This is a genomic window from Sphaerotilus montanus (genome assembly GCF_013410775.1).
Taxonomy (GTDB): Bacteria; Pseudomonadota; Gammaproteobacteria; order Burkholderiales; family Burkholderiaceae_C; genus Sphaerotilus; species Sphaerotilus montanus.
In genome coordinates this window covers 3,882,716-3,902,706 of record NZ_JACCFH010000001.1, presented here as the reverse complement: position 1 = coordinate 3,902,706, position 19,991 = coordinate 3,882,716, and the positions used below count along the sequence as shown (strand labels likewise).

At 68.5% G+C, this 19,991-nt stretch carries 20 protein-coding genes and 1 pseudogene; 17 read left to right on the top strand and 4 right to left on the bottom strand.

Features of this window, described 5'->3' with window-relative positions; all coding sequences use genetic code 11:
- The first annotated feature begins 83 nt into the window (after window positions 1-83).
- The 3 genes from speB to BDD16_RS17750 all read left to right on the top strand — a co-directional run bounded on the left by speB (window position 84) and on the right by BDD16_RS17750 (window position 2,571).
- A complete protein-coding gene (gene speB / locus BDD16_RS17760; protein ID WP_179635162.1) occupies window positions 84-1,028 on the top strand; it encodes an agmatinase in 945 nt (314 codons plus the stop codon).
- Window positions 1,029-1,209: 181 nt separating this feature from the next.
- The gene (locus BDD16_RS17755; protein ID WP_246332595.1) at window positions 1,210-1,758 is read left to right on the top strand and encodes a hemerythrin domain-containing protein; all 549 of its coding nucleotides are present in this window, start codon (window positions 1,210-1,212) and stop codon (window positions 1,756-1,758) included.
- 60 nt (window positions 1,759-1,818) lie between these two features.
- Complete coding sequence (locus BDD16_RS17750) at window positions 1,819-2,571, top strand: sulfite exporter TauE/SafE family protein (protein ID WP_179635161.1); 753 nt, start codon at window positions 1,819-1,821, stop codon at window positions 2,569-2,571.
- 13 nt (window positions 2,572-2,584) lie between these two features.
- On the opposite strand, the gene BDD16_RS17745 is transcribed toward BDD16_RS17750, so the two are convergent.
- Entirely contained in the window at window positions 2,585-3,862 is a 1,278-nt protein-coding gene (locus BDD16_RS17745) for an RNA-guided endonuclease InsQ/TnpB family protein (protein WP_246332594.1), read from the bottom strand.
- Between the two features lie 161 nt (window positions 3,863-4,023).
- Between BDD16_RS17745 and BDD16_RS17740 the strand changes: the two genes are divergently transcribed.
- Both BDD16_RS17740 and BDD16_RS17735 read left to right on the top strand, forming a co-directional pair.
- The gene (locus BDD16_RS17740) at window positions 4,024-4,344 is read left to right on the top strand and encodes a DUF2322 family protein (protein ID WP_179635160.1); all 321 of its coding nucleotides are present in this window, start codon (window positions 4,024-4,026) and stop codon (window positions 4,342-4,344) included.
- Window positions 4,345-4,368: 24 nt separating this feature from the next.
- Window positions 4,369-4,866 carry a DUF1499 domain-containing protein gene (locus tag BDD16_RS17735; RefSeq protein ID WP_179635159.1) on the top strand — a complete coding sequence of 166 codons (498 nt, stop codon included), beginning with the start codon at window positions 4,369-4,371 and terminating at the stop codon, window positions 4,864-4,866.
- On the opposite strand, the gene BDD16_RS17730 is transcribed toward BDD16_RS17735, so the two are convergent.
- A complete protein-coding gene (locus BDD16_RS17730) occupies window positions 4,859-6,577 on the bottom strand; it encodes a putative bifunctional diguanylate cyclase/phosphodiesterase (protein WP_246332593.1) in 1,719 nt (572 codons plus the stop codon). The two genes, BDD16_RS17735 and BDD16_RS17730, sit on opposite strands and share 8 nt — an antisense overlap.
- A 103-nt stretch (window positions 6,578-6,680) precedes the next feature.
- Between BDD16_RS17730 and BDD16_RS23090 the strand changes: the two are divergent.
- Window positions 6,681-7,148: pseudogene (locus tag BDD16_RS23090) on the top strand (GNAT family N-acetyltransferase); the annotation flags it as partial.
- A gap of 128 nt (window positions 7,149-7,276) precedes the next feature.
- Here the strand turns inward: BDD16_RS23090 and BDD16_RS17725 are convergent.
- On the bottom strand, window positions 7,277-7,930 hold the full coding sequence (locus BDD16_RS17725; protein ID WP_246332592.1) for an ABC transporter ATP-binding protein: 654 nt from the start codon (window positions 7,928-7,930) through the stop codon (window positions 7,277-7,279).
- A gap of 2 nt (window positions 7,931-7,932) precedes the next feature.
- The gene (locus tag BDD16_RS17720) at window positions 7,933-8,412 is read right to left on the bottom strand and encodes an Lrp/AsnC family transcriptional regulator (protein WP_179635157.1); all 480 of its coding nucleotides are present in this window, start codon (window positions 8,410-8,412) and stop codon (window positions 7,933-7,935) included.
- A 142-nt stretch (window positions 8,413-8,554) separates the two neighbouring features.
- Between BDD16_RS17720 and aptA the strand changes: the two genes are divergently transcribed.
- The 11 genes from aptA (at window position 8,555) to BDD16_RS17665 (ending at window position 19,976) form a co-directional block, all read left to right on the top strand.
- Window positions 8,555-9,877: an omega-aminotransferase AptA gene (gene aptA / locus BDD16_RS17715; RefSeq protein ID WP_179635156.1), complete on the top strand. Its 1,323-nt coding sequence runs from the start codon at window positions 8,555-8,557 to the stop codon at window positions 9,875-9,877.
- Window positions 9,878-10,018: 141 nt separating this feature from the next.
- Window positions 10,019-11,293, top strand: a complete 1,275-nt coding sequence (locus tag BDD16_RS17710; protein ID WP_310732771.1) for an NAD(P)/FAD-dependent oxidoreductase — start codon at window positions 10,019-10,021, stop codon at window positions 11,291-11,293.
- 91 nt (window positions 11,294-11,384) lie between these two features.
- Window positions 11,385-12,167, top strand: a complete 783-nt coding sequence (locus tag BDD16_RS17705) for a gamma-glutamyl-gamma-aminobutyrate hydrolase family protein (RefSeq protein ID WP_179635155.1) — start codon at window positions 11,385-11,387, stop codon at window positions 12,165-12,167.
- Window positions 12,168-12,267: 100 nt separating this feature from the next.
- Window positions 12,268-13,632, top strand: coding sequence for a glutamine synthetase family protein (locus BDD16_RS17700; RefSeq protein ID WP_179635154.1), 1,365 nt, complete (start codon window positions 12,268-12,270; stop codon window positions 13,630-13,632).
- A gap of 52 nt (window positions 13,633-13,684) precedes the next feature.
- Window positions 13,685-15,082 carry an aspartate aminotransferase family protein gene (locus BDD16_RS17695; protein ID WP_179635153.1) on the top strand — a complete coding sequence of 466 codons (1,398 nt, stop codon included), beginning with the start codon at window positions 13,685-13,687 and terminating at the stop codon, window positions 15,080-15,082.
- The gene (locus BDD16_RS17690) at window positions 15,082-15,366 is read left to right on the top strand and encodes a chorismate mutase (protein ID WP_179635152.1); all 285 of its coding nucleotides are present in this window, start codon (window positions 15,082-15,084) and stop codon (window positions 15,364-15,366) included. Before BDD16_RS17695 ends, BDD16_RS17690 begins: the two co-directional genes overlap by 1 nt.
- Entirely contained in the window at window positions 15,363-15,764 is a 402-nt protein-coding gene (locus BDD16_RS17685; protein ID WP_179635151.1) for an HI0074 family nucleotidyltransferase substrate-binding subunit, read from the top strand. The genes BDD16_RS17690 and BDD16_RS17685 overlap by 4 nt, the downstream gene beginning before the upstream one ends.
- Window positions 15,761-16,096 (top strand): nucleotidyltransferase family protein, encoded by a 336-nt coding sequence (locus BDD16_RS17680; RefSeq protein ID WP_218897850.1) that lies wholly within the window; start codon window positions 15,761-15,763, stop codon window positions 16,094-16,096. The genes BDD16_RS17685 and BDD16_RS17680 overlap by 4 nt, the downstream gene beginning before the upstream one ends.
- On the top strand, window positions 16,093-17,586 hold the full coding sequence (locus BDD16_RS17675; protein ID WP_179635149.1) for an aldehyde dehydrogenase: 1,494 nt from the start codon (window positions 16,093-16,095) through the stop codon (window positions 17,584-17,586). Before BDD16_RS17680 ends, BDD16_RS17675 begins: the two co-directional genes overlap by 4 nt.
- Before the next feature lie 118 nt (window positions 17,587-17,704).
- The gene (locus BDD16_RS17670) at window positions 17,705-18,832 is read left to right on the top strand and encodes a polyamine ABC transporter substrate-binding protein (protein WP_179635148.1); all 1,128 of its coding nucleotides are present in this window, start codon (window positions 17,705-17,707) and stop codon (window positions 18,830-18,832) included.
- A 34-nt stretch (window positions 18,833-18,866) separates the two neighbouring features.
- The gene (locus BDD16_RS17665) at window positions 18,867-19,976 is read left to right on the top strand and encodes an ABC transporter ATP-binding protein (protein WP_179635147.1); all 1,110 of its coding nucleotides are present in this window, start codon (window positions 18,867-18,869) and stop codon (window positions 19,974-19,976) included.
- Window positions 19,977-19,991 lie beyond the last annotated feature (15 nt).

The window sequence follows — 19,991 nt, the reverse complement described above, 5'->3', positions numbered from 1 at the left end:
GGGTGGTGAAAACGCACCCTCCACAGGCCTGCGGCACACTGGGGCCCCGCCCGATCCGACACCGCGCCCCACCCCGCAACGCCATGACCGACTTCGCCTTTCTCAGCACCCACAGCTTCCTCAAGGTCCCGATGGGGCCGCAGGACCCCGTCGACCGCCCCTTCGGGCTGGCCGGCATTGCCTGGGACGGCAGCGTCACCAACCGCCCCGGCGCCCGGATGGCACCGCGCGCCATCCGCGAAGCCAGCCACATGCTGTGCGATGGCACGCACCCGCTGTTCGACGTCTCGCCCGCCGACACCCTGTGCGACCTCGGCGACCTGCCGCTGCCCAACACCAGCCTGGAGCGCATGCGCGCGGCGATGCAACCGCAGGTCGCCACCCTGCTCGCGCAGCAGCGCCACATGGTCTGGCTCGGCGGCGACCACTCCGTGACGCTGCCGCTGCTGCGCGCCTACCACCAGCACTTCGGGCAGCCGCTGGGCGTGCTGCATTTCGATGCGCACTGCGACACCTGGGAAGACCACTTCGGCGAGCCCAGCGGCCACGGCACCTGGGTCTACGAAGCCATCCAGGAGGGGCTGGTGCTGCCACAGGCCTTCGCGCAGATCGGCATCCGCAGCGCCGGCCTGCGCGCGGCGCGCGAGTACGTGCGCGACCAGGGCGGCCTGATCTGGACCGCCCGCGACCTGCGCGGGCTGGAAAGCCCCGCGCAGCTCGACAACGTCCTGCAGACCCTGCGCCTGCGCTGGGCCTCCTGTGGCAACCCGCCGCTTTACCTGAGTTTCGACATCGACGCGCTCGACCCGGCCTTCGCTCCCGGCACCGGCACGCCCGAGCCGGGCGGTCTCACGACGAACCAGGCGCTGACGCTGATCGAGGAACTGGCGGGCGAGCGCTGGGTCGGCATGGACTGCGTCGAGGTGGCCCCGCCCTATGACCATGCAGAGCTGTCGAGCAACGTGGCCGCGAACCTCGTCTGGACCTACCTGTGCGGACAGGTGGCGCACCGCACCAGACCGGCGTGACAGCACGACGAACTGACCGGCAACTGCACGCCCTTGGGGCATGAAGCGGTCCCGGAATGCACCTGAAAAGTGACTTTTTGCCGGATCGATTCGCACTTGATGTCGCGCAAACCGATCCACGGACACCTGCCAAGAATGGCCATGTCGCGTCCGCACCGGGCGCCCATTCCAGGAGTCCGTCATGGCCATGCACCTGTCTGAAACTGCCGCAGCCGCTGCTGCCCCGGTCGTGCTGAGTGATCAGCAGGAAATGGAGGCGCTCGACAGCTGTCACCGCGAGGTGCTGGGCGCGCTGCGCGGACTGGTGACGCTGCTCGACCATCTGGACGCCCAGGGCGTGGACGCCACCGCCCGCCGACTGGCCGCCGACGCGGTGCGTTTTTTCAGCGAGACCGCCCGCGCCCACCATGCCGACGAGGAACGGGTGGTGTTCCCGGGCCTGCTGCGCAGCGACGACGCGGTGCTGGTGCAGCACGTGCAGCGCCTGCAGCAGGACCACGGCTGGCTGGAGGAAGACTGGCTGAGCCTGTCGCCCCAGCTCGACGCGGTCTCCAAGGGCTACAGCTGGTACGACATCGACGAGTTGCGCCACGCCGTCGACATCTTCACCGCGCTCTACCAGGACCACATCGACCTGGAAGAGTCGCTGATCTACCCCGAAGCCCGGCGCCTGCTGGCCGCCCGCACGGACGCGGGTCGGGGCCGCGAGCGCGCCGCCGCGCGCCGCTGAACACCGCGGTGCCAGCCGCGCAGGGGGCCGTGGTCGCGGGGACCTGCGACACTGGCACCCATGCTGTCAGACTGGACCCTCCTCGTCGCTGCCGCCTTCGCCGCGGGCGTGCTGAACGCCATCGCGGGCGGCGGCAGTTTTCTCACCTTCCCGGCGCTGGTCTTCACCGGACTGCCGCCCATCATGGCCAACGCGACCAGCGCGGTGGCGGTGAGTCCGGGCTATCTGGGCAGCGCGCTGGGATTCCGCAGCGAGTTAGCCGCCCTGCCCCGCGAGCGGCTGGTGCGCGAGGGTCTGCTCTGCGCCACGGGCGGGGTGTGCGGTGCGCTGCTCCTGCTGGTGACGCCGGCGAAGGTGTTCTCGGCCGCGGTGCCGTGGCTGCTGCTGTTCGCCACGGTGCTGTTCGCGGTCGGACCGCGGCTGGTGGCCGCGCGGGCCCGGCGCGGTGCCGGCGACGTACACCCGGTGGCCCAGGGCCTCGGGCTGTTCCTGGTCGCGGTCTATGGCGGCTACTTCAATGGCGGGCTCGGCATCCTGCTGATGGCGCTCTACACGCTGACCGGCGAGAGCCGCGTCCACACCGCCAACGCGCTGAAGAACCTGAACTCCCTGGTGCTGTCGCTGCTGTCGGTGGCGGCATTCGCCTGGGCGGGCGCGATCCACTGGCCCAGCGCGCTGGTGATGATGGTGGCGGCCACGGCCGGCGGGTTTGCCGGCGCCCGGCTCGCACGGCGCCTGCCGGCCGCGACCGTGCGTGCCACGGTGGTGCTCACCGGGCTGGTGATGGCCGCGGTCTTCTTTCTGCGCCATTGACATCCTCCCCGCCCTAAAGGACGGGGATTCCGGCGGGCGCGACCGCTTGCGCGGCCGAGCCTTCGGCGGGTTCCTGCTTCCTCGCGGCTGCGCGTCGTCCCCTCACGGGTCTGGCGCGTCTGACCTCCGCTCCACAGGCTTCGGGCCTTGCGACCCAGACCGCGTGTCCCGCGGCCAATATGTTCTTCGCGGCGTTCAGGTCCGCGTTCTCGCTGTGCCCGCACGCTTCGCACGCGAAGCGGGCTTGCGTCGGCCGGTTCTCTCTGGCGGTGTGCCCGCAGGCGCTGCACCGCTGGCTCGTGTACGCCGGGTCCCCTGGCACCACTGCACCACCTCGGGCCGCGGTCTTGTATTCCAGTTGTCGCCGTGCCTCGCCCCACGCCTGATCCAGGATCGAGCGATTCAGTCCCGCCTTCTGCCGCAGCTTCTTTCCTGGTGCGGTGGCCGTGCCCTTGGCGCTGGCGCTCATCGCCGCCACCTTCAGATCCTCGATCGCGATCACCGGATGCTCGTTCGCCCACCGCGTCGTCAGCTTGTGCAGCCAGTCGCTGCGCTGCGCCACGATCCGCGCATGCACCCTGCCCAGTCGGTCGATCGCCTTGCGCCGGTTCTTCGAGCCCTTCACCTTGCACGACACCGATCGCTGCACGCGCTTCAGGTACTTCTGCTGCCGCTTCAACGCATTCAGCGGCGCCACGCACTCCCCGTCTGTCGTCGCGGCGAACAGCGTCACCCCGAAATCGATCCCCAGCGTCGGCACCAGCCCCGCCGCCGGGATCACGTCAGCTTGTTCAACTTGGATCGACACGAACCAGCGGCCCCGCTCCTGTGTCAGCGTCCAGTTCCGCACCTCTCCCTGCACAGGCTGCGACTGGCGCATCCGCACCCAGCCGAGTTTCGGTGGCTTCAGGCGCTGGTTGTCCAGGTCGAGCTTGCAGTCCGAGGCTTTCGGGAACCGCAGTCCGGCATCTTGGCCTCGCCCGCGAAACCGGGGATAACCGCCCTGGCCCTCGAAGAAGCGCCGGTAGCTCACCTCCAGTCGCTTCAGCGTTTGCTGCTGCGCCTGCACCGGCGTTTCAGCCAGCCACGCCGTGTCCGGGTCGTTGCGCCACACTGTCAGCCAGCGGCACATCACCGCGTAACCCGAGAACTTCTCGCCCGCCACCCTCAGCCGCTGCTGTTCGCCGATGGCCCGGTTCCACACCCAACGGCACGCGCCAGCGAACCGGCGCAAGGCGTGCGCAGTGCCGGGCTTGGGGCGCAACTGGAAGCGGAAGGCTCGCATGGACATGATCGATACTGTATACAAAGCCAGTCAACCATGCCACAGGAAACTCATCCACCAAGCCAACGGCTCGCTGCGCGAGCCTGCGCTCTACCTCCCCGCCCTGAAGGACGGGGCTTCTCGCGCTTTCTGGTGAGACCGCCGCAGCTCGGCGGTAGCATGCGGGCATGACTTTCTCTGACACGCTCAAGACCATTCCCGCCATCGACCACCTAGCGGGCCTGCAACTGCTGGATGCGCACGGCGCCACCGTCGCCACGCTGGACAACCGCCCCGGACAGGCTGGCTCCGTCGCCGTCTACCAGGCCCTCGCCCAGCGCCACGGCACGCTGAACGCCGCTGCGGCCCTCGACGGCCTGGCACTCTACGCCGAACACACCGCGGATGCCAACGCCTTCCCCGGCAAACACCCGAACATCGACCGCCTCGTGGCGATCGCGTCCGGCGCCCTCGGTCCCCTGACCGTGCAACCCGTGCCCAAGGCCTGAGGGCTGGCGGCGGAAGGTGTGCCCATGAAAACGTTTGTCCTGGTCCTGCTGAGTCTGGTGGCTGCCGTGCTGACCGGCGCGCGGCTCGGCCTGCTGAACGGCCAGCGGCCGAACGACCTCGGTGTCACCAACGGCCGCCTCAAGCCCCCTTCGCTGACACGCAACAGCGTCAGCAGCCAGGCACGGCTGTTTCCCGGCCATCCGCAGCAGGCCTACGCCGTGATCGAGCCGCTGCCCCTGCGGGATGGCAGTGCGACCGCGTCGATGCAGACACTGGCCACGGTGCTGCAGACCATGCCGGGCGTCACCATCGTCGAGCAGCGCCCGGACTACCTGTACGCGCAGGCGCAGACCCGCTGGCTGCGTTTCGTGGACGACGTGGAGTTCTGGGTCGATCCGGCAGGCGGCGTCATCGAGGTGCGCAGCGCCAGCCGGCTCGGCCGGGAAGACTTCGGCGTGAACCGGCAACGGATCGACGCCGTGCGCGCCGCTTATCTGGCCGCGGCAGTCTCGCTCAGATGACGAAGGGGCTCGGCGAGGCTTCGCCGACCCGCCCGGCGACACCCCCGCTCATGCGCTGGCTGACGAAGGACACGAAGGTGTCGAAGGGCAGCGGCCGCCCGTAGCCGAAGCCCTGCACCACGTCGCAGTGCATGCGGCGCAGCATGGCCATCTCGGCGTCGGTCTCGGCGCCTTCGGCCACCACGTCCATCGACAGCGCATGCGCCAGGCTCACCAGGCTGCGCACGATGGTCTTGCTGGCCGCCTTGGTGCACATGTCGCGCACGAAGGAGCGGTCGATCTTCAGCGTGCTCACCGGAAAGCGCGCCAGGTACGCGAACGAGGAATAGCCGGTGCCGAAGTCGTCGATGCTGATGCGCACGCCCAGCGCCGACAGCTCCGCCAGCACCCGGCCGCTCACCTCCACGTCGCGCATCAGCGCGCCCTCGGGAATCTCGATCTCCAGCAGCGAGGACGGCACGCCCCAGCGCAGCAGCGCCGCCGAGACGTTGCCGGCCAGCTGCACGTCGGCCAGCCCCTCGACCGACAGGTTGATGCTCAGCGGCAGCTGGTGGCCCAGGTTCATCAGGTTGCGCTGCAGGCGCAGCGCCTCGTCCAGCACCCAGCGGTCCAGCTCCACCATCAGGCCGCATTCCTGTGCCATCGGCAGGAAATCTGCCGGTGACAGCGGCCCGCGCTCGGCATGGCGCCAGCGGATCAGCGCCTCGGCGCCCACCACATGGCCGTCCTTCAGGCGCCCCTTCGGTTGCAGCGCCAGCGCCAGGCCGTCGCTGTCACCGTGGCGCTGCAGGGCGGCGCGGAAATCCCCCTCCAGCGCCATGCGCAGCCGGCCAGCCGCTTCCAGCCGGTCGTCGAAGTGGACGATCTGCTCGCCTGCACTGCGCTTGGCACAGCGCAGCGCCAGCGCGGCGCGGCGCAGCAGCACCTCGGGTGCATCGCCGTGGTCCGGCGCACCGACCACCCCGAAGGCCGCGCCGAGCCGGAAATTCTGGCCCCGCATCGTGATCGGCTCGCCGAGCCGCGCTGCGAGCGCATCGGTGCGCTCCTGCAGGGCCTCGCCTTGCGCTGGCGTCAGCAGCACGAACTCCACGCCATTGAGCCGGTAGAGATGCTCGTGGTCCCGCGTGACCGACTGCAGGCGCGAGGCGATTTCCATCAGCGCCAGATCGCCCTGGGAATGGCCCAGCGAGTCGTTGATCGTGTTGAAGCGGCGCAGGCTGAACAGCACCAGCGAGAAGGTCTCGCCGCGGTCGACCAGCGCCTTGATGTCCTGTTCCATCGCACGCTGGTTGCCCACGCGGGTGAGCGGGTCGCGCAGCGCCTCCTGCGCGAGCTGGAACTGGCGCACGACCGACTCGGTCGCATCGTTGGCCAGCGACATCATCCCGCCCTCGTGCGGGTAGACGCGCACCATCAGCCAGCGCTGCACCGCGGTGGAATAGCCGATGGCCATGCGCGGCTGGCCATCGCGCCGGCAGGCCTCGATGGTGTCGAAGAAGATCGAGCGGCGGAAGCCCGGGTGGTAGTCGAAGGGCGTCTTGCCGATCACCTGCTCGGCGCGCAGGCCCATGCCGCGCAGATAGACGTCGTTGCAGTACCGCACCACCCACTGCGCATCGACATGCACGATCGATTCGCCCACACCCTCCAGAAGTTGGGTCAGCTGGCAGCCCGTAGATACAAAATCACACAAATGCCGACTCGATTTCATCAATTCCAACTCCTGCACAAGTCCAGCACACCCCACCCGGGCCAGCATCGCGGCCCCTGGTGTAGAACCCGGGCGTGTCCTCAACCCGGTGAACCATCCGCCCATGCCAACCGATTTCCATGACCTGACGGCCCGACTGATCTCGGTCTACAGCAAGCGCCTGGCACTCCGCCCGGTGTGCCTGTCCGACACCTGGCCCCTGTTCGACGCGACCCGGAACCCGGCCTTCAACCAGCACCTGCTCTGGGATCAACCGGGCAGTGAATGGGAGGTATATCGACGGGTGGAGTCGGTCATTGAAGCGACGCGGACCGGCAAGATGGCCTCGGTTTCGGCCGTACTCAAGGAGACCGGGGCGTGGGTTTCCCTGTTCCGGTTCCAGCCGGCGGGTGCGGGCGAAGCCGAAGGCACGCTGGAGATGGGCCTGTGGACCCATGCGCGTTACTGGCACGGGCGCATCAGCCTGGAGCTGGGGCGGATGTGCGTGGATGCGGCGTTCCAGCAGTCCGGGGTGGAGCGGCTGGTCGGCATCACCTCGACCGACAACCGCGCCTCGCAGCAGCTGATGGAACTGGTCGGGCTGCACCTGCGCGGCGAGGCACTGCGTGACAGCGAGTCCGGCGCTGCACGCCCCTCGCTGGTGTTCGAGGTGGACCGCGCGAGCTGGCAGCGCCAGCGGCGCGCGCAGGCCTTCGCCGCCTACGAGGATGCGGAGCCGTCGCCGGGCAGATCGACCAGCGTGGCCAGCGGCACGCCGTCCAGCGCCGCATGGTGGGCGACGATGACGACGCGGTCAGCGGCCTCCGCGCAGTCGTCCAGCCTGTCGAGCACATAGTCCGCGGAGCGCAGGTCCAGCGCCGCCAGCGGATCGTCGAACAGCGTCAGCGGCGCCCCGCTGGCCAGCCCCGCCGCCAGCCGCAGCTTGCGCCGCGTGCCGGTGGACAGTGCATAGAGCGGCTTGTCGAGGTGCGGCAGCAGCCCGAGTGCCTCCAGATCCTCCGCCAGCACCGCCGCGTCCCAGCCCGGATGCTGCGACTGGCGCAGCGCCAGATAGTCCCGCGCGCCCAGCCCGTCCAGTGCCTCGTCCGCCGGATCGCACCAGAAGACCTGCGCCCGGTAGGCCAGCGGATGCTGCGCCAGGTCGGCACCGTTCAGCACCAGCCGCCCCGCCTGCGGCGCCAGCGACCCGGCCAGCAGCCGCAGCAGCGTCGACTTGCCGCTGCCATCGCCGCCACGCACCAGACCCAGGCCGGGGCCGAACTGCGCTGACCAGTCGGTGAACAGCGCGTGGTGCGGGAAATGGAAGCGCAGGCGCTCGACCTGCAGTCCGGCATCGGGCATGGACCTGGCCATCGTCACACCTCCAGCGCGGTGGTCTTCTTGACCGTGCGCAGCACCAGCATCGAGTTCAGCCGCATCACGCCCGGCAGCCGCGTCAGCACCTCGGCGTGGAAGCGCTCCAGGTCGTCGGCATCGCGGTAGGTGAAGCGGATCAGGTAGTCGTTGCCCCCGGCGACGTAGAAGCAGTCGAGGATCGACGGCTCTGCCCGCACCGCCTCCTCGAAGCGCCGCAGCGCCTCGGTGGTCGTGCGCTCGACATTGACCACGGTGTAGGAGATGCCGCTCTGCCCGACCGCGCGCGGATCGAGCAGCGCGACATAACGGGCGATGACACCGCCCTCCTCCAGCCGCCGCACCCGCCGCAGGCAGGCCGACGGCGAAAGGTGCACCTGCTCGGCCAGTTCGACATTCGACTGCCGCGCATCCAGCTGGAGCTGGCGCAGCAGGGCGCGGTCGGTGGCATCGAGTTGCACGGGCGTGGAGGGGTCGGCCATGTTGTTGCGCTGAGGGTTCGATTCGCACAATTCTAGAGCGCAGCCGCTGCATTGGCACCCTCAAATGGCAACCCTGTTGCGTGTGTCCCTGCCTAGACTGGAGCCTTCACGCCGTCTCCCCGCTGCCAACCCGCCGACCGCCATGACCACTGCCGACCACGACCCCCGCCTCGACGCCTACTGGATGCCCTTCACCGCCAACCGCCAGTTCAAGCAGGCGCCGCGGATGCTCGCCCGCGCCGAGGGCATGCACTACTGGACCGACGACGGCCGCCAGATCCTGGACGGCGTGGCGGGCCTCTGGTGCGTCAACGCCGGCCACGCGCGGCCGAAGATCGTGCAGGCCATCCAGCAGCAGGCCGGCGAGATGGACTACGCGCCGCCCTTCCAGATGGGCCACCCGAAGGCGTTCGAACTCGCCGACGAGCTGGCCAAGCTGACCCCGGCTGGGCTGAACCGCGTGTTCTTCACCAACTCCGGCTCGGAGTCGGTCGAGACGGCGCTGAAGATGGCGCTGGCCTACCACCGCGTGCGCGGCGAAGGCAGCCGCACCCGCCTGATCGGCCGCGAGCGCGGTTACCACGGCGTCAACTTCGGCGGCATCTCGGTCGGCGGCATCGTCACCAACCGCAAGATGTTCGGCACGCTGCTGTCCGGCGTGGACCACCTCCGCCACACCCACGACCCGGCCCGCAACGCCTTCAGCGTCGGCCAGCCCGAGCACGGCGCCGACCTCGCCGACGACCTGGAGCGCCTGGTCGCGCTGCACGACGCCTCGACCATTGCCGCCGTTATCGTCGAGCCGATCGCCGGGTCGACGGGCGTGCTGATCCCGCCCCAGGGCTACCTGCAGCGCCTGCGCAAGATCTGCGACCAGCACGGCATCCTGCTGATCTTCGACGAGGTCATCACCGGCTTCGGGCGCACCGGCCAGCCCTTCGCATCGCAGACCTTCGGCGTGGTGCCGGACATGATCACCGCCGCCAAGGGCATCACCAACGGCAGCGTGCCGATGGGCGCGGTGTTCGTGCAGCAGGCGATCCACGACACCTTCATGAACGGCCCGGCGCACCTGATCGAGTTCTTCCACGGCTACACCTACTCGGCGCACCCGCTGGCCTGCGCCGCCGGGCTGGGCACGCTGGCGACCTACGCCGACGAGGGTCTGCTCACGCGCGCCGCCACGATGGCCGACACCTTCGCCACGGCGCTGCACGGTCTGCGCGGGCTGCCGCACGTGGTGGACATCCGCAACTTCGGGCTGGTCGGCGGCATCGAGCTGGCGCCGCGTCCGGGCGAGCCGGGCAAGCGGGCGTTCGACGTGTTCCTCGACTGCTTCGCACACGGCGTGATGATCCGCACCACCGGCGACACCATCGCGCTGTCGCCGCCGCTGATCATCTCGGCCGAGCAGATCGGGCAGATCGTCGAGACCGTGGCCGCGGCGATCCGGCGCGTGGTGTGACATCTTGCGCAGGCTCGGCCACAATGGGGTCGAACCGGCGGCTGTGACGCCGGCCGACCACCCCTCGCGGAGGCTCGCCTGACTCGTTCGCTGCTGCACACCGATCTGGCCCTCGCCCGGCATTCCTGGTATGCCGAAGGAGTGGCGCGCCGCCCGGCCCACCTGCCACTGGACGGTGAGGTGCGGGCCGATGTCGCGGTCGTGGGCGGGGGGCTCGCCGGGCTGTCGGCGGCGCTGGAGCTGGCGCAGCGTGGCCGCTCGGTGGTGCTGCTCGAAGGGCAGCGCGTCGGCTGGGCAGCCTCCGGCCGCAATGGCGGACAGGCGCTGCCGGGGCTGGCCTGCGACATGGCCGAGATCGAAGCCCAGCTGGGCCTGGGGGACGCCCGCCGCATCTGGGCCATGACGATCGAGGCGCTGACCCTCATCCATGCCCGCCGCGACCGCCACCGCATCGCCTGCGACTGGCAGTCGGGTGCGCTGACCGTGGCAGTGAGTGCGCGCAAGGCCGCAGCCCTGCGCGCCTGGGTCGAGCGCATGGCCGAGGTCTACGACTACCGCCAGCAGTGGCTCGACCCCTCGGCCCTGCCGCTGCACATCCGCAGCGCCCGCTACGCCAGCGGCGTCTACGACCGGCGCAGCGGCCACCTGCATCCGCTGAAGTACGTGCTGGGGCTGGCCCACGCCGCGTGGCAGGCCGGCGCCGTGATCCACGAACACACCGCCGTCACCGGCATCGAACGCCACCGCAGCGTCACGCTGCTGCGCACCGCGCAGGGCCAGGTGATGGCCGACCAGGTGCTGCTGGCCGGCAACGTCCATCTGACCGGCTCGGCCGGTCTGGCCGGTCTGCCGGCAACACCCGCGGCCCGCATCATGCCGGTGGGTACCTATGTCGCCGTGACCGAGCCGCTGGCGCCCGCGCAGATGGACGCGCTGCTGCCGACCCGCGCGGCGGTGTGCGACAACAACTTCTCGCTCGACTACTTCCGCCCCACCGCCGACCAGCGCCTGCTCTACGGCGGCAAGGTCAGCTACAGCACGGTGACGCCACCGAACCTCGCCGCCCGGATGCGCGCCCACATCGTGCGCACCTTCCCGAGCCTGGCGCACACCCCGATCACCCACGCCTGGGGCGGCTTCGTCGACATCACGATGAACCGCGCGCCCGAATTCGTGCGCCTGCCCGCGGACGGGGCGGCCAGCGCGCCGATCTACCTGGTGCAGGGCTTCTCCGGCCATGGTCTGGCGCTGACCGGGCTGGCCGGCAAGCTCGTCGCCGAAGCGATGTGCGGCGAGGCGGGCCGCTTCGATGTCTTCGGCCGCCTGCGCCACCGCCCCTTCCCCGGCGGAGAGCGGCTGCGCACGCCCACGCTGGTGCTGGGCATGCTCTGGCACCGGCTGAGGGACCTGCTGTGATCCACGCCATTCCGCGACCCGGCCTCAGGGGGAACCCGGTGGTCAGCACCGAAATGGTGCTGGCACACTGCATGCAATGGTTTCATTTCCAATGACCCAAGCGCTCCCGTCCCGTTCAAGCCCCCCTGTGGTCCTCGTCCCGGCCTGCAACCGGATGCTCGGACAGCATCCCTTCCACATCGCGGGCAAGAAGTACCTCGATGCCGTGCGGCTCGCCGGCGCCCTGCCGCTGATCGTGCCGTCGGCCAGCCCCGCGGAATTCGACACCTTGCTCGATCTGGCCGATGGCGTACTGCTGACCGGTTCGCCCTCGAACGTGCACCCGGGCCACTTCGGTGAAGCAGTGCATGACCCCGCGCTGCCGCTGGACGCCGTGCGCGATGCCTGGACCCTGCCGCTGATCCCGCTGGTGATCGCCCGCGGAATGCCGCTGCTCGCAATCTGCCGCGGCTTCCAGGAAACCAATGTGGCGCTGGGCGGCACGCTGCACCAGGCCGTGCAGGAGGTGGCCGGTCTGCACGACCACCGCGCGCGCGGCGACGACCCGGTCGAGGTGCAGTACGGCCTGTCGCACCCCGTGCAGGTGCAGCCCGGCGGACTGCTGGCGCGGGTACTCGCCCGCGACGAAGTGATGGTCAACAGTGTCCACGGCCAGGGCGTGCGCCGCCTGGCCGAAGGACTGCGCGTCGAGGCCCTCGCGCCCGACGGTCTGGTCGAGGCCTTCTCGGTGGCGGACAGCCCCGGATTTGCCCTCGGCGTTCAATGGCATCCGGAGTGGCAGGCGGCTGACAACCCGGTCTCCATGGCGATGCTGCGCGCCTTTGGTGCAGCGTGCCAGGACTACCGCGACCTGCACCGGCCACCGAGCCGCTGATCCGTCCTCCTCCCCGGGCGGAACCGATGGCACGACGCCCGGACAACACCGGCGTCGCGACCTGTGCCGCCCGTGCCCTGAGACGAACACGGAACAGACCATGAACAAGCGCGAACACTTCAATTTCAGCGACCTCGAACACTGGCTCAACGAGCGCCGCGTGACCGAGATCGAATGCCTGGTGCCCGACCTGACCGGCGTGGCCCGCGGCAAGATCCTGCCCCGCCAGAAGTTCACCGAGGACCGCGGGATGCGGCTGCCCGAGGCGGTGGTGGCCATGGGCGTGACGGGCGAGTTCCCCGAGGAAGGCCCCTACTACGACGTCATCAACCCCACCGACCGCGACATGCACCTGCGCCCCGATCCGCGCACCGTGCGCATCGTGCCGTGGGCCACCGACCCGACCGCGCAGGTGATCCACGACTGCTACGACAAGGACGGCAAGATGGTGCCGTTCGCGCCGCGCTCGGTGCTGCGCCGGGTCTGCGACCTGTTCGACGCCGAGGGCTGGAACCCGGTGGTCGCCCCCGAGCTGGAGTTCTACCTCGTCGCCCGCAACACCGATCCGGACATGCCGCTCAAGCCGCCGATCGGCCGCAGCGGGCGGGCCGAGACCTCGCGCCAGGCCTACTCGATCGACGCGGTCAACGAGTTCGATCCGCTGTTCGAGGACGTCTACTCCTACTGCGAGCAGATGGAGCTGAACGTGGACACGCTGATCCACGAGATCGGCGCCGGGCAGATGGAGATCAACTTCTTCCACGACCACCCGCTGCAGCTCGCCGACGAGGTCTTCTTCTTCAAGCGCACGCTGCGGGAAGCCGCGATGCGCCACAACATGTTCGCCACCTTCATGGCCAAGCCGATCGCCGGCGAGCCGGGCAGCGCCATGCACATCCACCAGAGCCTCGTCAACAAGGCCGGGCAGAACATCTTCAGCAACCCGGATGGCACGGCGAGCAAGGAGTTCTACTGGTACATCGGCGGGCTGCAGAAGTACATCCCGTCGGCGATGGCGCTGTTTGCCCCGTACGTGAACAGCTATCGCCGCCTGTCGCGCTTCACCGCAGCCCCCATCAACATCCAGTGGGGCACCGACAACCGCACCGTCGGCATCCGCTCGCCGGTGGCCTCGCCCGCGGCGCGGCGCATCGAGAACCGCGTGATCGGCGCCGACGCGAACCCCTACGTCGCACTGGCCGCGACGCTGGCCTGCGGCTACCTCGGCATCAAGAACCAGATCGAACCGACGCCCGAGTGCAAGGGCGACGCCTACCTCGGCGACTACCAGCTGCCGCGCAGCCTGGGCGAGGCGCTGGAGAAGCTGCGCAACGAGAAGGCGCTGGCGGAGGTGCTCGGCGAGTCCTTCATCACCGTCTACACCGAGATCAAGGAAATCGAGTACGCCGAGTTCATGAAGGTGATCTCGCCGTGGGAGCGCGAGCACCTGCTGCTGCACGTCTGAGCCGCGCCCGCCCGCCGTACCCGCACCACCGAACACGATCAGGAACCGCACCATGAGCACCCCGACCACCCACGACACCGCCTCCTGGCAAGCCGCCGACGCCGCCCACTTCCTGCACCCCTTCACCGACTTCCAGCAGCTCGCGCAGAAGGGCTCGCGCATCATCACCAAGGCCGACAACCTCTACCTCACCGACAGCGAAGGGAACCGGCTGTTCGACGCGATGAGCGGCCTGTGGTGCGTCAACGTCGGCTATGGCCAGCAGTCGCTGATCGACGCCGCGGCGCACCAGATGAAGGAGCTGCCCTTCTACAACAGCTTCTTCCAGACCACGACGCCGCCCGCCGTCGAACTCGCGCAACTGCTTGCCGAGGTCACGCCGCCGCAGTTCCAGCACGTCTTCTACGCCGGCTCCGGCAGCGAGGGCAACGACACCGTGGTGCGCATGGTCCGCCGCTACTGGGATCTGCAGGGCCAGCCCGAGCGCCAGGTCATCATCAGCCGCTGGAACGGTTACCACGGCTCGACGATGGCCGGCGCCTCGCTCGGCGGGATGAAGTACATGCACGCCCAGGGCGGCCTGCCGATCCCCGGCATCACCCACATCGACCAGCCGCACTGGCTCGAACACGGCGCCGGCATGACACGCGACGCGTTCGGCCTGAAGGCGGCCGGCTGGCTGGAACAGAAGATCCTCGAAGTCGGCCCGGACAAGGTCGCCGCCTTCATCGGCGAGCCGGTGCAGGGCGCGGGCGGCGTGATCGTGCCGCCGGCCACCTACTGGCCGGAGATCCAGCGCATCTGCGACAAGTACAACATCCTGCTGGTCAGCGACGAGGTGATCTGCGGCTTCGGGCGCACGGGGAACTGGTTCGGCTGCGAGACGATGGGCACGAAGCCGGACCTGATGACCTTCGCCAAGGGCGTGACCTCGGGCTACATCCCGCTGGGCGGCGTGATGGTCGGTGACCGCGTCGCCAAGGCGCTGATCGAGCAAGGCGGCGAGTTCGAGCACGGCTACACCTACAGCGGCCACCCGGTCGCCTGCGCCGTCGCCATCGCCAACATCAAGCTGATCCAGTCGCTGAAGCTGGTCGAGCGGGTGCGCGACGAGACCGGGCCGTATCTGGCCGCGCAGTTCGCCAAGCTGAACGACCACCCGCTGATCGGCGAGACGCAGACCTGCGGGCTGATGGCGTCGATGCAGCTCGTCAAGGCCAAGGACCGCGGGGATGGGCATCCGGCGATGTTCGATTCCGCGCTGGAAGTCGGGATGCTCTGCCGCGGGCACTGCTTCGCCAACGGGCTGGTGATGCGCGCGGTCGGGGACCGGATGATCATTGCGCCGCCGCTGGTGATGACGATCGCGCAGGTGGATGAGTTGATGGGGTTGATCCACAAGTGTCTGGACCTGACGCTGGGGGATGTGCGGGCGCGGGGGTGGGTGTGATGCACGAACTGGATGGATTGCGTACGCGCATCGACAGCATTGACGAGCAGATCATCCAGTTGCTGGCCGAGCGATTCCGCGTCACGGAAGATGTGGGGCTGATCAAGAAACGATACCAATTGCAGGCCGTCGATCCGCAACGAGAAGCCGCACAAGCCGAAAATTTCCGTGCCCTGGCCAGAGCCCACCAACTCAATCCGGATCTGGTTCAACACATTTTTTCCTGCGTTATTCAGGAAGTCGTATCGCGCCACCGGATCTTGTCAATCACGCCAGAAAAATGAGCACTGACCGCTTCACGCAACGCGCCAACGACCTGCGCCGTGCCGTCGCCCGATTGGTCGAGGCGTGCGAACAACCGTTCAATTCATTCGTCCGCGACTCGGCCATCCAGCGCTTCGAGTTCTGCTGGGAGCTGGCGTGGAAGACGCTCAAGCTGCGGCTGGAGGTGGTGGGCATCGACGCCCTGACGCCCCGCGATGTCTTTCAGGCGTCGCTCCAGAACGGCCTCATCCACGACGGCAACCTCTGGAGCGACGCGCAGAAGATGCGCAACCTGACCAGCCACACCTACGACGAATTGCTGGCCCAGAAGGTGTACGAATTCCTGCTCGAATCCGGACAAGGAATCTTCAAGCAACTGGCTGTGGACGTGGCGCAATGGCAGACCGAGACCCCTTGACCTTCGGCATCGCGCAGCGGCACCTCGACGCACTGCGTCAGGTGTTCGCCCGGCACGCCACGATCGACCAGGTGCTGATCTTCGGCTCACGCGCCCGTGGCACCGCACGGCCCGGATCCGACATCGACCTGGCCGTCGTGGCGCCACAGATGACCGATGCGGAGTTCTCGACGCTCTGGAACGAGATCGACGCCCTGCCGATCCTGTTCAAGATCGACCTGCTGCACTGGGACCGGATCACCAATCCGGCGCTGAAAGACAACGCCTTGCGCGACGGACGCCCGCTCGGCTCCCCCGCGCCCTTGCAGACCAAGACGACGGAACATTCATGAACCCAACGCAGTCCTGGCACGACCGTGCCGCCGCCCTCACCCTCGACGGCCGCGCCTTCATCAACGGCCAGCGCACCACCAGCGCCAGCGGCGAGACCTTCGACAAGCACTCGCCGATCGACGGCCGCCGCCTCGCCCCCATCGCCCGCGGGCAGACCGCCGACATCGACGCCGCCGTGGCCTCGGCCCGCGCCGCGTTCGAGGACGGCCGCTGGGCGCACCAGCCGCCCGCCGCTCGCAAGAAGGTGCTGCAGCGCTTCGCCGAGTTGATCCTGTCCCACCGCGACGAACTCGCGCTGCTGGAGACGCTCGACATGGGCAAGCCGATCCAGTTCTCGCGCAGCGTCGACGTGCCCGCCGCGGCGCGCACCATCGCGTGGTACGCCGAGGCGATCGACAAGGTCTACGACGAGATCGCCCCCACCGGTCGCAACGCGCTGGCGCTCATCACCCGCGAGGCGATGGGCGTGGTCGGCGTGATCGTGCCGTGGAACTATCCGATGATCATGGCCGCCTGGAAGCTCGGACCGGCACTCGCCACCGGCAACTCGGTGGTGATGAAGCCGAGCGAGAAATCGCCGCTGACCGCGCTGCGGCTGGCCGAGATCGCGCTCGAAGCCGGTTTGCCGCCGGGGGTGTTCAACGTCGTGCCGGGCTTCGGCCACGAGGCGGGCGAGGCGCTCGCGCTGCACATGGACGTGGACGCGATCGGCTTCACCGGCTCGACGCGCACCGGCCGGCGCATGCTCGACTACGCCGGACGCTCCAACCTCAAGCGCGTCTACAACGAACTCGGCGGCAAGTCGGCCTTCCTCGTCTTCCCCGACCACCGCGACCCAGCCAAAGCGGCCCGCACCGTCGCCAGCAGCCTGTTCTTCAACCAGGGCGAGTCGTGCAACGCACCTTCGCGGGTGCTGGTCCATGCGTCCATCGCCGACGAGTTCGTCGCCAACGTCACCGCCCAGATGCCCGGCTGGCAGCCCGCCGACCCGCTCGACCCGGCCACCGTGATGGGCGCGCTGGTCGATGAAGGGCAGATGCGCACCGTGCTGGGCTACATCGACGCCGGTCGGGCGGAAGGCGCGGTCTGTCACGGCGGCGAGCGGGTGCGCACCGAGTCGGGCGGCTTCTACGTCCAGCCGACCGTCTTCGACCACGCCACCAACGACATGCGCATCGCCCGCGAGGAGGTCTTCGGGCCGGTGATGTCGGTGATCCGCTTCGAAACCGAAGAAGAGGCGGTGCGACTGGCCAACGCCACGCCCTACGGCCTGCAGGCCAGCGTCTGGAGCCACGACCTCAACCGCGCGCACCGCGTGGCACGCGCCTTGCGAGCTGGTACCGTGCATGTGAACCAGTACGACGAGGACGACATCACCGTGCCCTTCGGCGGCTACAAGCAGAGCGGCAACGGCCGTGACAAGTCCCTGCACGCGCTGGAGAAGTACACCGAGCTGAAGACCACCTGGCTGAGACTGGATGATGCATGAAGCCCCCCGTGCGGCGTGACGGAATGGCGAATCCTCAGGCCATAATCCCGCCGCGCGCAGGGTCATTCCAGCGCCAGCACCACCCGGTACCACTGATCCACCCACTTCTGGAGCACTCATGAAGCTGTTGTCCTCCCGGCCCGCCAAGGCCCTGAATGTCCTGGTCGCCGCTGTCGCGGTGCTGTGCTCGGCGGGCGTGCGCGCCGAGGAAGAGAAGGTCCTGAACATCTACAACTGGTCGGACTACATCGCCGAAGACACGATCAAGAACTTCGAGAAGGAAACGGGCATCAAGGTCCGCTACGACTTCTTCGACAGCAACGAGTCGCTGCACGCCAAGCTGATCGCCGGCAAGACGGGCTATGACATCGTGGTGCCGGGCTCCAACTGGGCCAAGTCGCAGATCGAGGCCGGTCTGCTGATGAAGCTCGACAAGAGCAAGATCCCCAACCTGGCCAACCTCGACCCCGCCATCCAGGCGCAGCTCGCCAAGATGGACCCGGGCAACGACCACATCGTCGACTGGCTCTGGGGCTACACGACGGTCGGCATCAACGTCGACAAGGTGAAGAAGGCGCTGGGCGACAAGCCGATGCCGGACAACGCCTGGGACTTGGTGTTCAACGCCGACTACGCCAGCAAGCTCAAGAGCTGCGGCGTCGCCGTGCTCGACACGCCCTCGGAAATCATGCCGCTGGCCCTGAACTACCTCGGCAAGGATCCGCACAGCAAGAACGCCGACGACTACAAGGCCGCTGGCGAGATGCTCAAGAAGGTCCGTCCGTCGGTGACGCGCTTCGTGGGCTCGGGCTCGGACTACATCGACCAGATGGCCAAGGGCCAGATCTGCGCCGTGGTGGGCTGGTCGGGCGACATCATGATCGCCAAGGACAAGTCGCAGAAGGCCAAGAAGCCGCAGAACCTGGAAGTGCTGCTGCCGAAGAACGGCGGCTTGCTGTTCTTCGACACCATGGCCATCCCGAAGGATGCCAAGCATCCCGAGAACGCGCACAAGTGGATCAACTACATCCTGAAGCCGGAAGTCCACGCCTCGCTGACCAACACCGTGTTCTACGCCAACCCGAACAAGGCCTCGCTGAAGTTCGTCAAGCCTGAACTGGCCAAGGACCCGGCGGTGTTCCCGGACGAGGCCGCGCTGGGCAAGATGATCCCGCCCGGCACGCCCGACCAGGCCACCCGCAAGCTGATCACCCGCACCTTCACCAACTTCAAGGCGGGCCGCTGACGCGGGCACCGCACTGTCACAGGGATACACGCACATGGCCAAGACACTGGAGGACAGCGCCTTCCTGCGGATCGACTCCGTGGTGAAGGAGTTCGGGGATTTCCGGGCGGTGGACCAGGTGAGCCTGGACATTGCCAAGGGGGAAATCTTCGCCCTGCTCGGCTCGTCGGGCTGCGGCAAGAGCACGCTGCTGCGCATGCTGGCCGGCTTCGAGTCGCCGACCTCCGGCCGCATCGTGCTCAACGGGCAGGACCTCGCGGGCAAGCCGCCCTACGAGCGCCCGGTGAACATGATGTTCCAGTCGTATGCGCTGTTTCCCCACATGACGGTGTGGGACAACATCGCCTTCGGGCTGCGCCGCGACGGCCTGCCCTCGGCCGAGATCACGGCGCGCGTCGACGAGATGCTGCGCCTGACCCAGCTCGGCAAGCTGGCCAAGCGCAAGCCGCACCAGCTCTCCGGCGGCCAGCAGCAACGGGTGGCCCTGGCGCGTTCGCTCGCCAAGCGGCCGCAACTGCTGCTGCTCGACGAGCCGCTGGGCGCGCTCGACAAGAAGCTGCGCGAGGCCACGCAGATCGAGCTGGTCAACATCATCGAGACGGTCGGCGTGACCTGCGTGATGGTGACCCACGACCAGGAAGAGGCAATGACCATGGCCTCGCGCATCGCGGTGATGAGCGAGGGCCGCTTCCTGCAGGTCGGCAGCCCGTCCGACATCTACGAGACGCCGACCACCCGCTTCGTCGCCGACTTCATCGGCAACGTCAACCTCGCCGACGGCACGATCACGGTCGACGAGGCGGACCATGTGCATGTGCAGTGTGCCGACTACACGCACTACATCGGCCATGGCATCACGGGCTACCTCGGCCAGCCGGTGACGGTGGCCGTGCGCCCCGAGAAGATCCACCTGAGCAAGGACCGCCCCGAGAACACGCCCGGCGACATGAACCGCGTCGCCGGCAAGGTCAAGGAGATGTCCTATTTCGGTGACACGACGCTCTACCACCTGGAACTCGCCAGCGGTGCGCGCCTGAAGGTCAGCGTCGAGAACGACTCGCGCGACCGGCAGGGGGCACTGACCTGGGGGGACCAGGTCTGGGCGCACTGGCTGCCGTCGTCCCAGGTCGTGCTGACCCAATGATCTGCTGCCGGAGCT

Excerpts from the sequence above, each read along its gene's own strand:
- speB (WP_179635162.1), top strand. The coding sequence starts at position 84 with ATGACCGACTTCGCCTTTCTCAGCACCCACAGCTTCCTCAAGGTCCCG.
- BDD16_RS17755 (WP_246332595.1), top strand. The coding sequence starts at position 1,210 with ATGGCCATGCACCTGTCTGAAACTGCCGCAGCCGCTGCTGCCCCGGTC.
- BDD16_RS17750 (WP_179635161.1), top strand. The coding sequence starts at position 1,819 with ATGCTGTCAGACTGGACCCTCCTCGTCGCTGCCGCCTTCGCCGCGGGC.
- BDD16_RS17745 (WP_246332594.1), bottom strand. The coding sequence starts at position 3,862 with ATGTCCATGCGAGCCTTCCGCTTCCAGTTGCGCCCCAAGCCCGGCACT.
- BDD16_RS17740 (WP_179635160.1), top strand. The coding sequence starts at position 4,024 with ATGACTTTCTCTGACACGCTCAAGACCATTCCCGCCATCGACCACCTA.
- BDD16_RS17735 (WP_179635159.1), top strand. The coding sequence starts at position 4,369 with ATGAAAACGTTTGTCCTGGTCCTGCTGAGTCTGGTGGCTGCCGTGCTG.
- BDD16_RS17730 (WP_246332593.1), bottom strand. The coding sequence starts at position 6,577 with ATGAAATCGAGTCGGCATTTGTGTGATTTTGTATCTACGGGCTGCCAG.
- BDD16_RS17725 (WP_246332592.1), bottom strand. The coding sequence starts at position 7,930 with ATGGCCAGGTCCATGCCCGATGCCGGACTGCAGGTCGAGCGCCTGCGC.
- BDD16_RS17720 (WP_179635157.1), bottom strand. The coding sequence starts at position 8,412 with ATGGCCGACCCCTCCACGCCCGTGCAACTCGATGCCACCGACCGCGCC.
- aptA (WP_179635156.1), top strand. The coding sequence starts at position 8,555 with ATGACCACTGCCGACCACGACCCCCGCCTCGACGCCTACTGGATGCCC.
- BDD16_RS17705 (WP_179635155.1), top strand. The coding sequence starts at position 11,385 with ATGACCCAAGCGCTCCCGTCCCGTTCAAGCCCCCCTGTGGTCCTCGTC.
- BDD16_RS17700 (WP_179635154.1), top strand. The coding sequence starts at position 12,268 with ATGAACAAGCGCGAACACTTCAATTTCAGCGACCTCGAACACTGGCTC.
- BDD16_RS17695 (WP_179635153.1), top strand. The coding sequence starts at position 13,685 with ATGAGCACCCCGACCACCCACGACACCGCCTCCTGGCAAGCCGCCGAC.
- BDD16_RS17690 (WP_179635152.1), top strand. The coding sequence starts at position 15,082 with ATGCACGAACTGGATGGATTGCGTACGCGCATCGACAGCATTGACGAG.
- BDD16_RS17685 (WP_179635151.1), top strand. The coding sequence starts at position 15,363 with ATGAGCACTGACCGCTTCACGCAACGCGCCAACGACCTGCGCCGTGCC.
- BDD16_RS17675 (WP_179635149.1), top strand. The coding sequence starts at position 16,093 with ATGAACCCAACGCAGTCCTGGCACGACCGTGCCGCCGCCCTCACCCTC.
- BDD16_RS17670 (WP_179635148.1), top strand. The coding sequence starts at position 17,705 with ATGAAGCTGTTGTCCTCCCGGCCCGCCAAGGCCCTGAATGTCCTGGTC.
- BDD16_RS17665 (WP_179635147.1), top strand. The coding sequence starts at position 18,867 with ATGGCCAAGACACTGGAGGACAGCGCCTTCCTGCGGATCGACTCCGTG.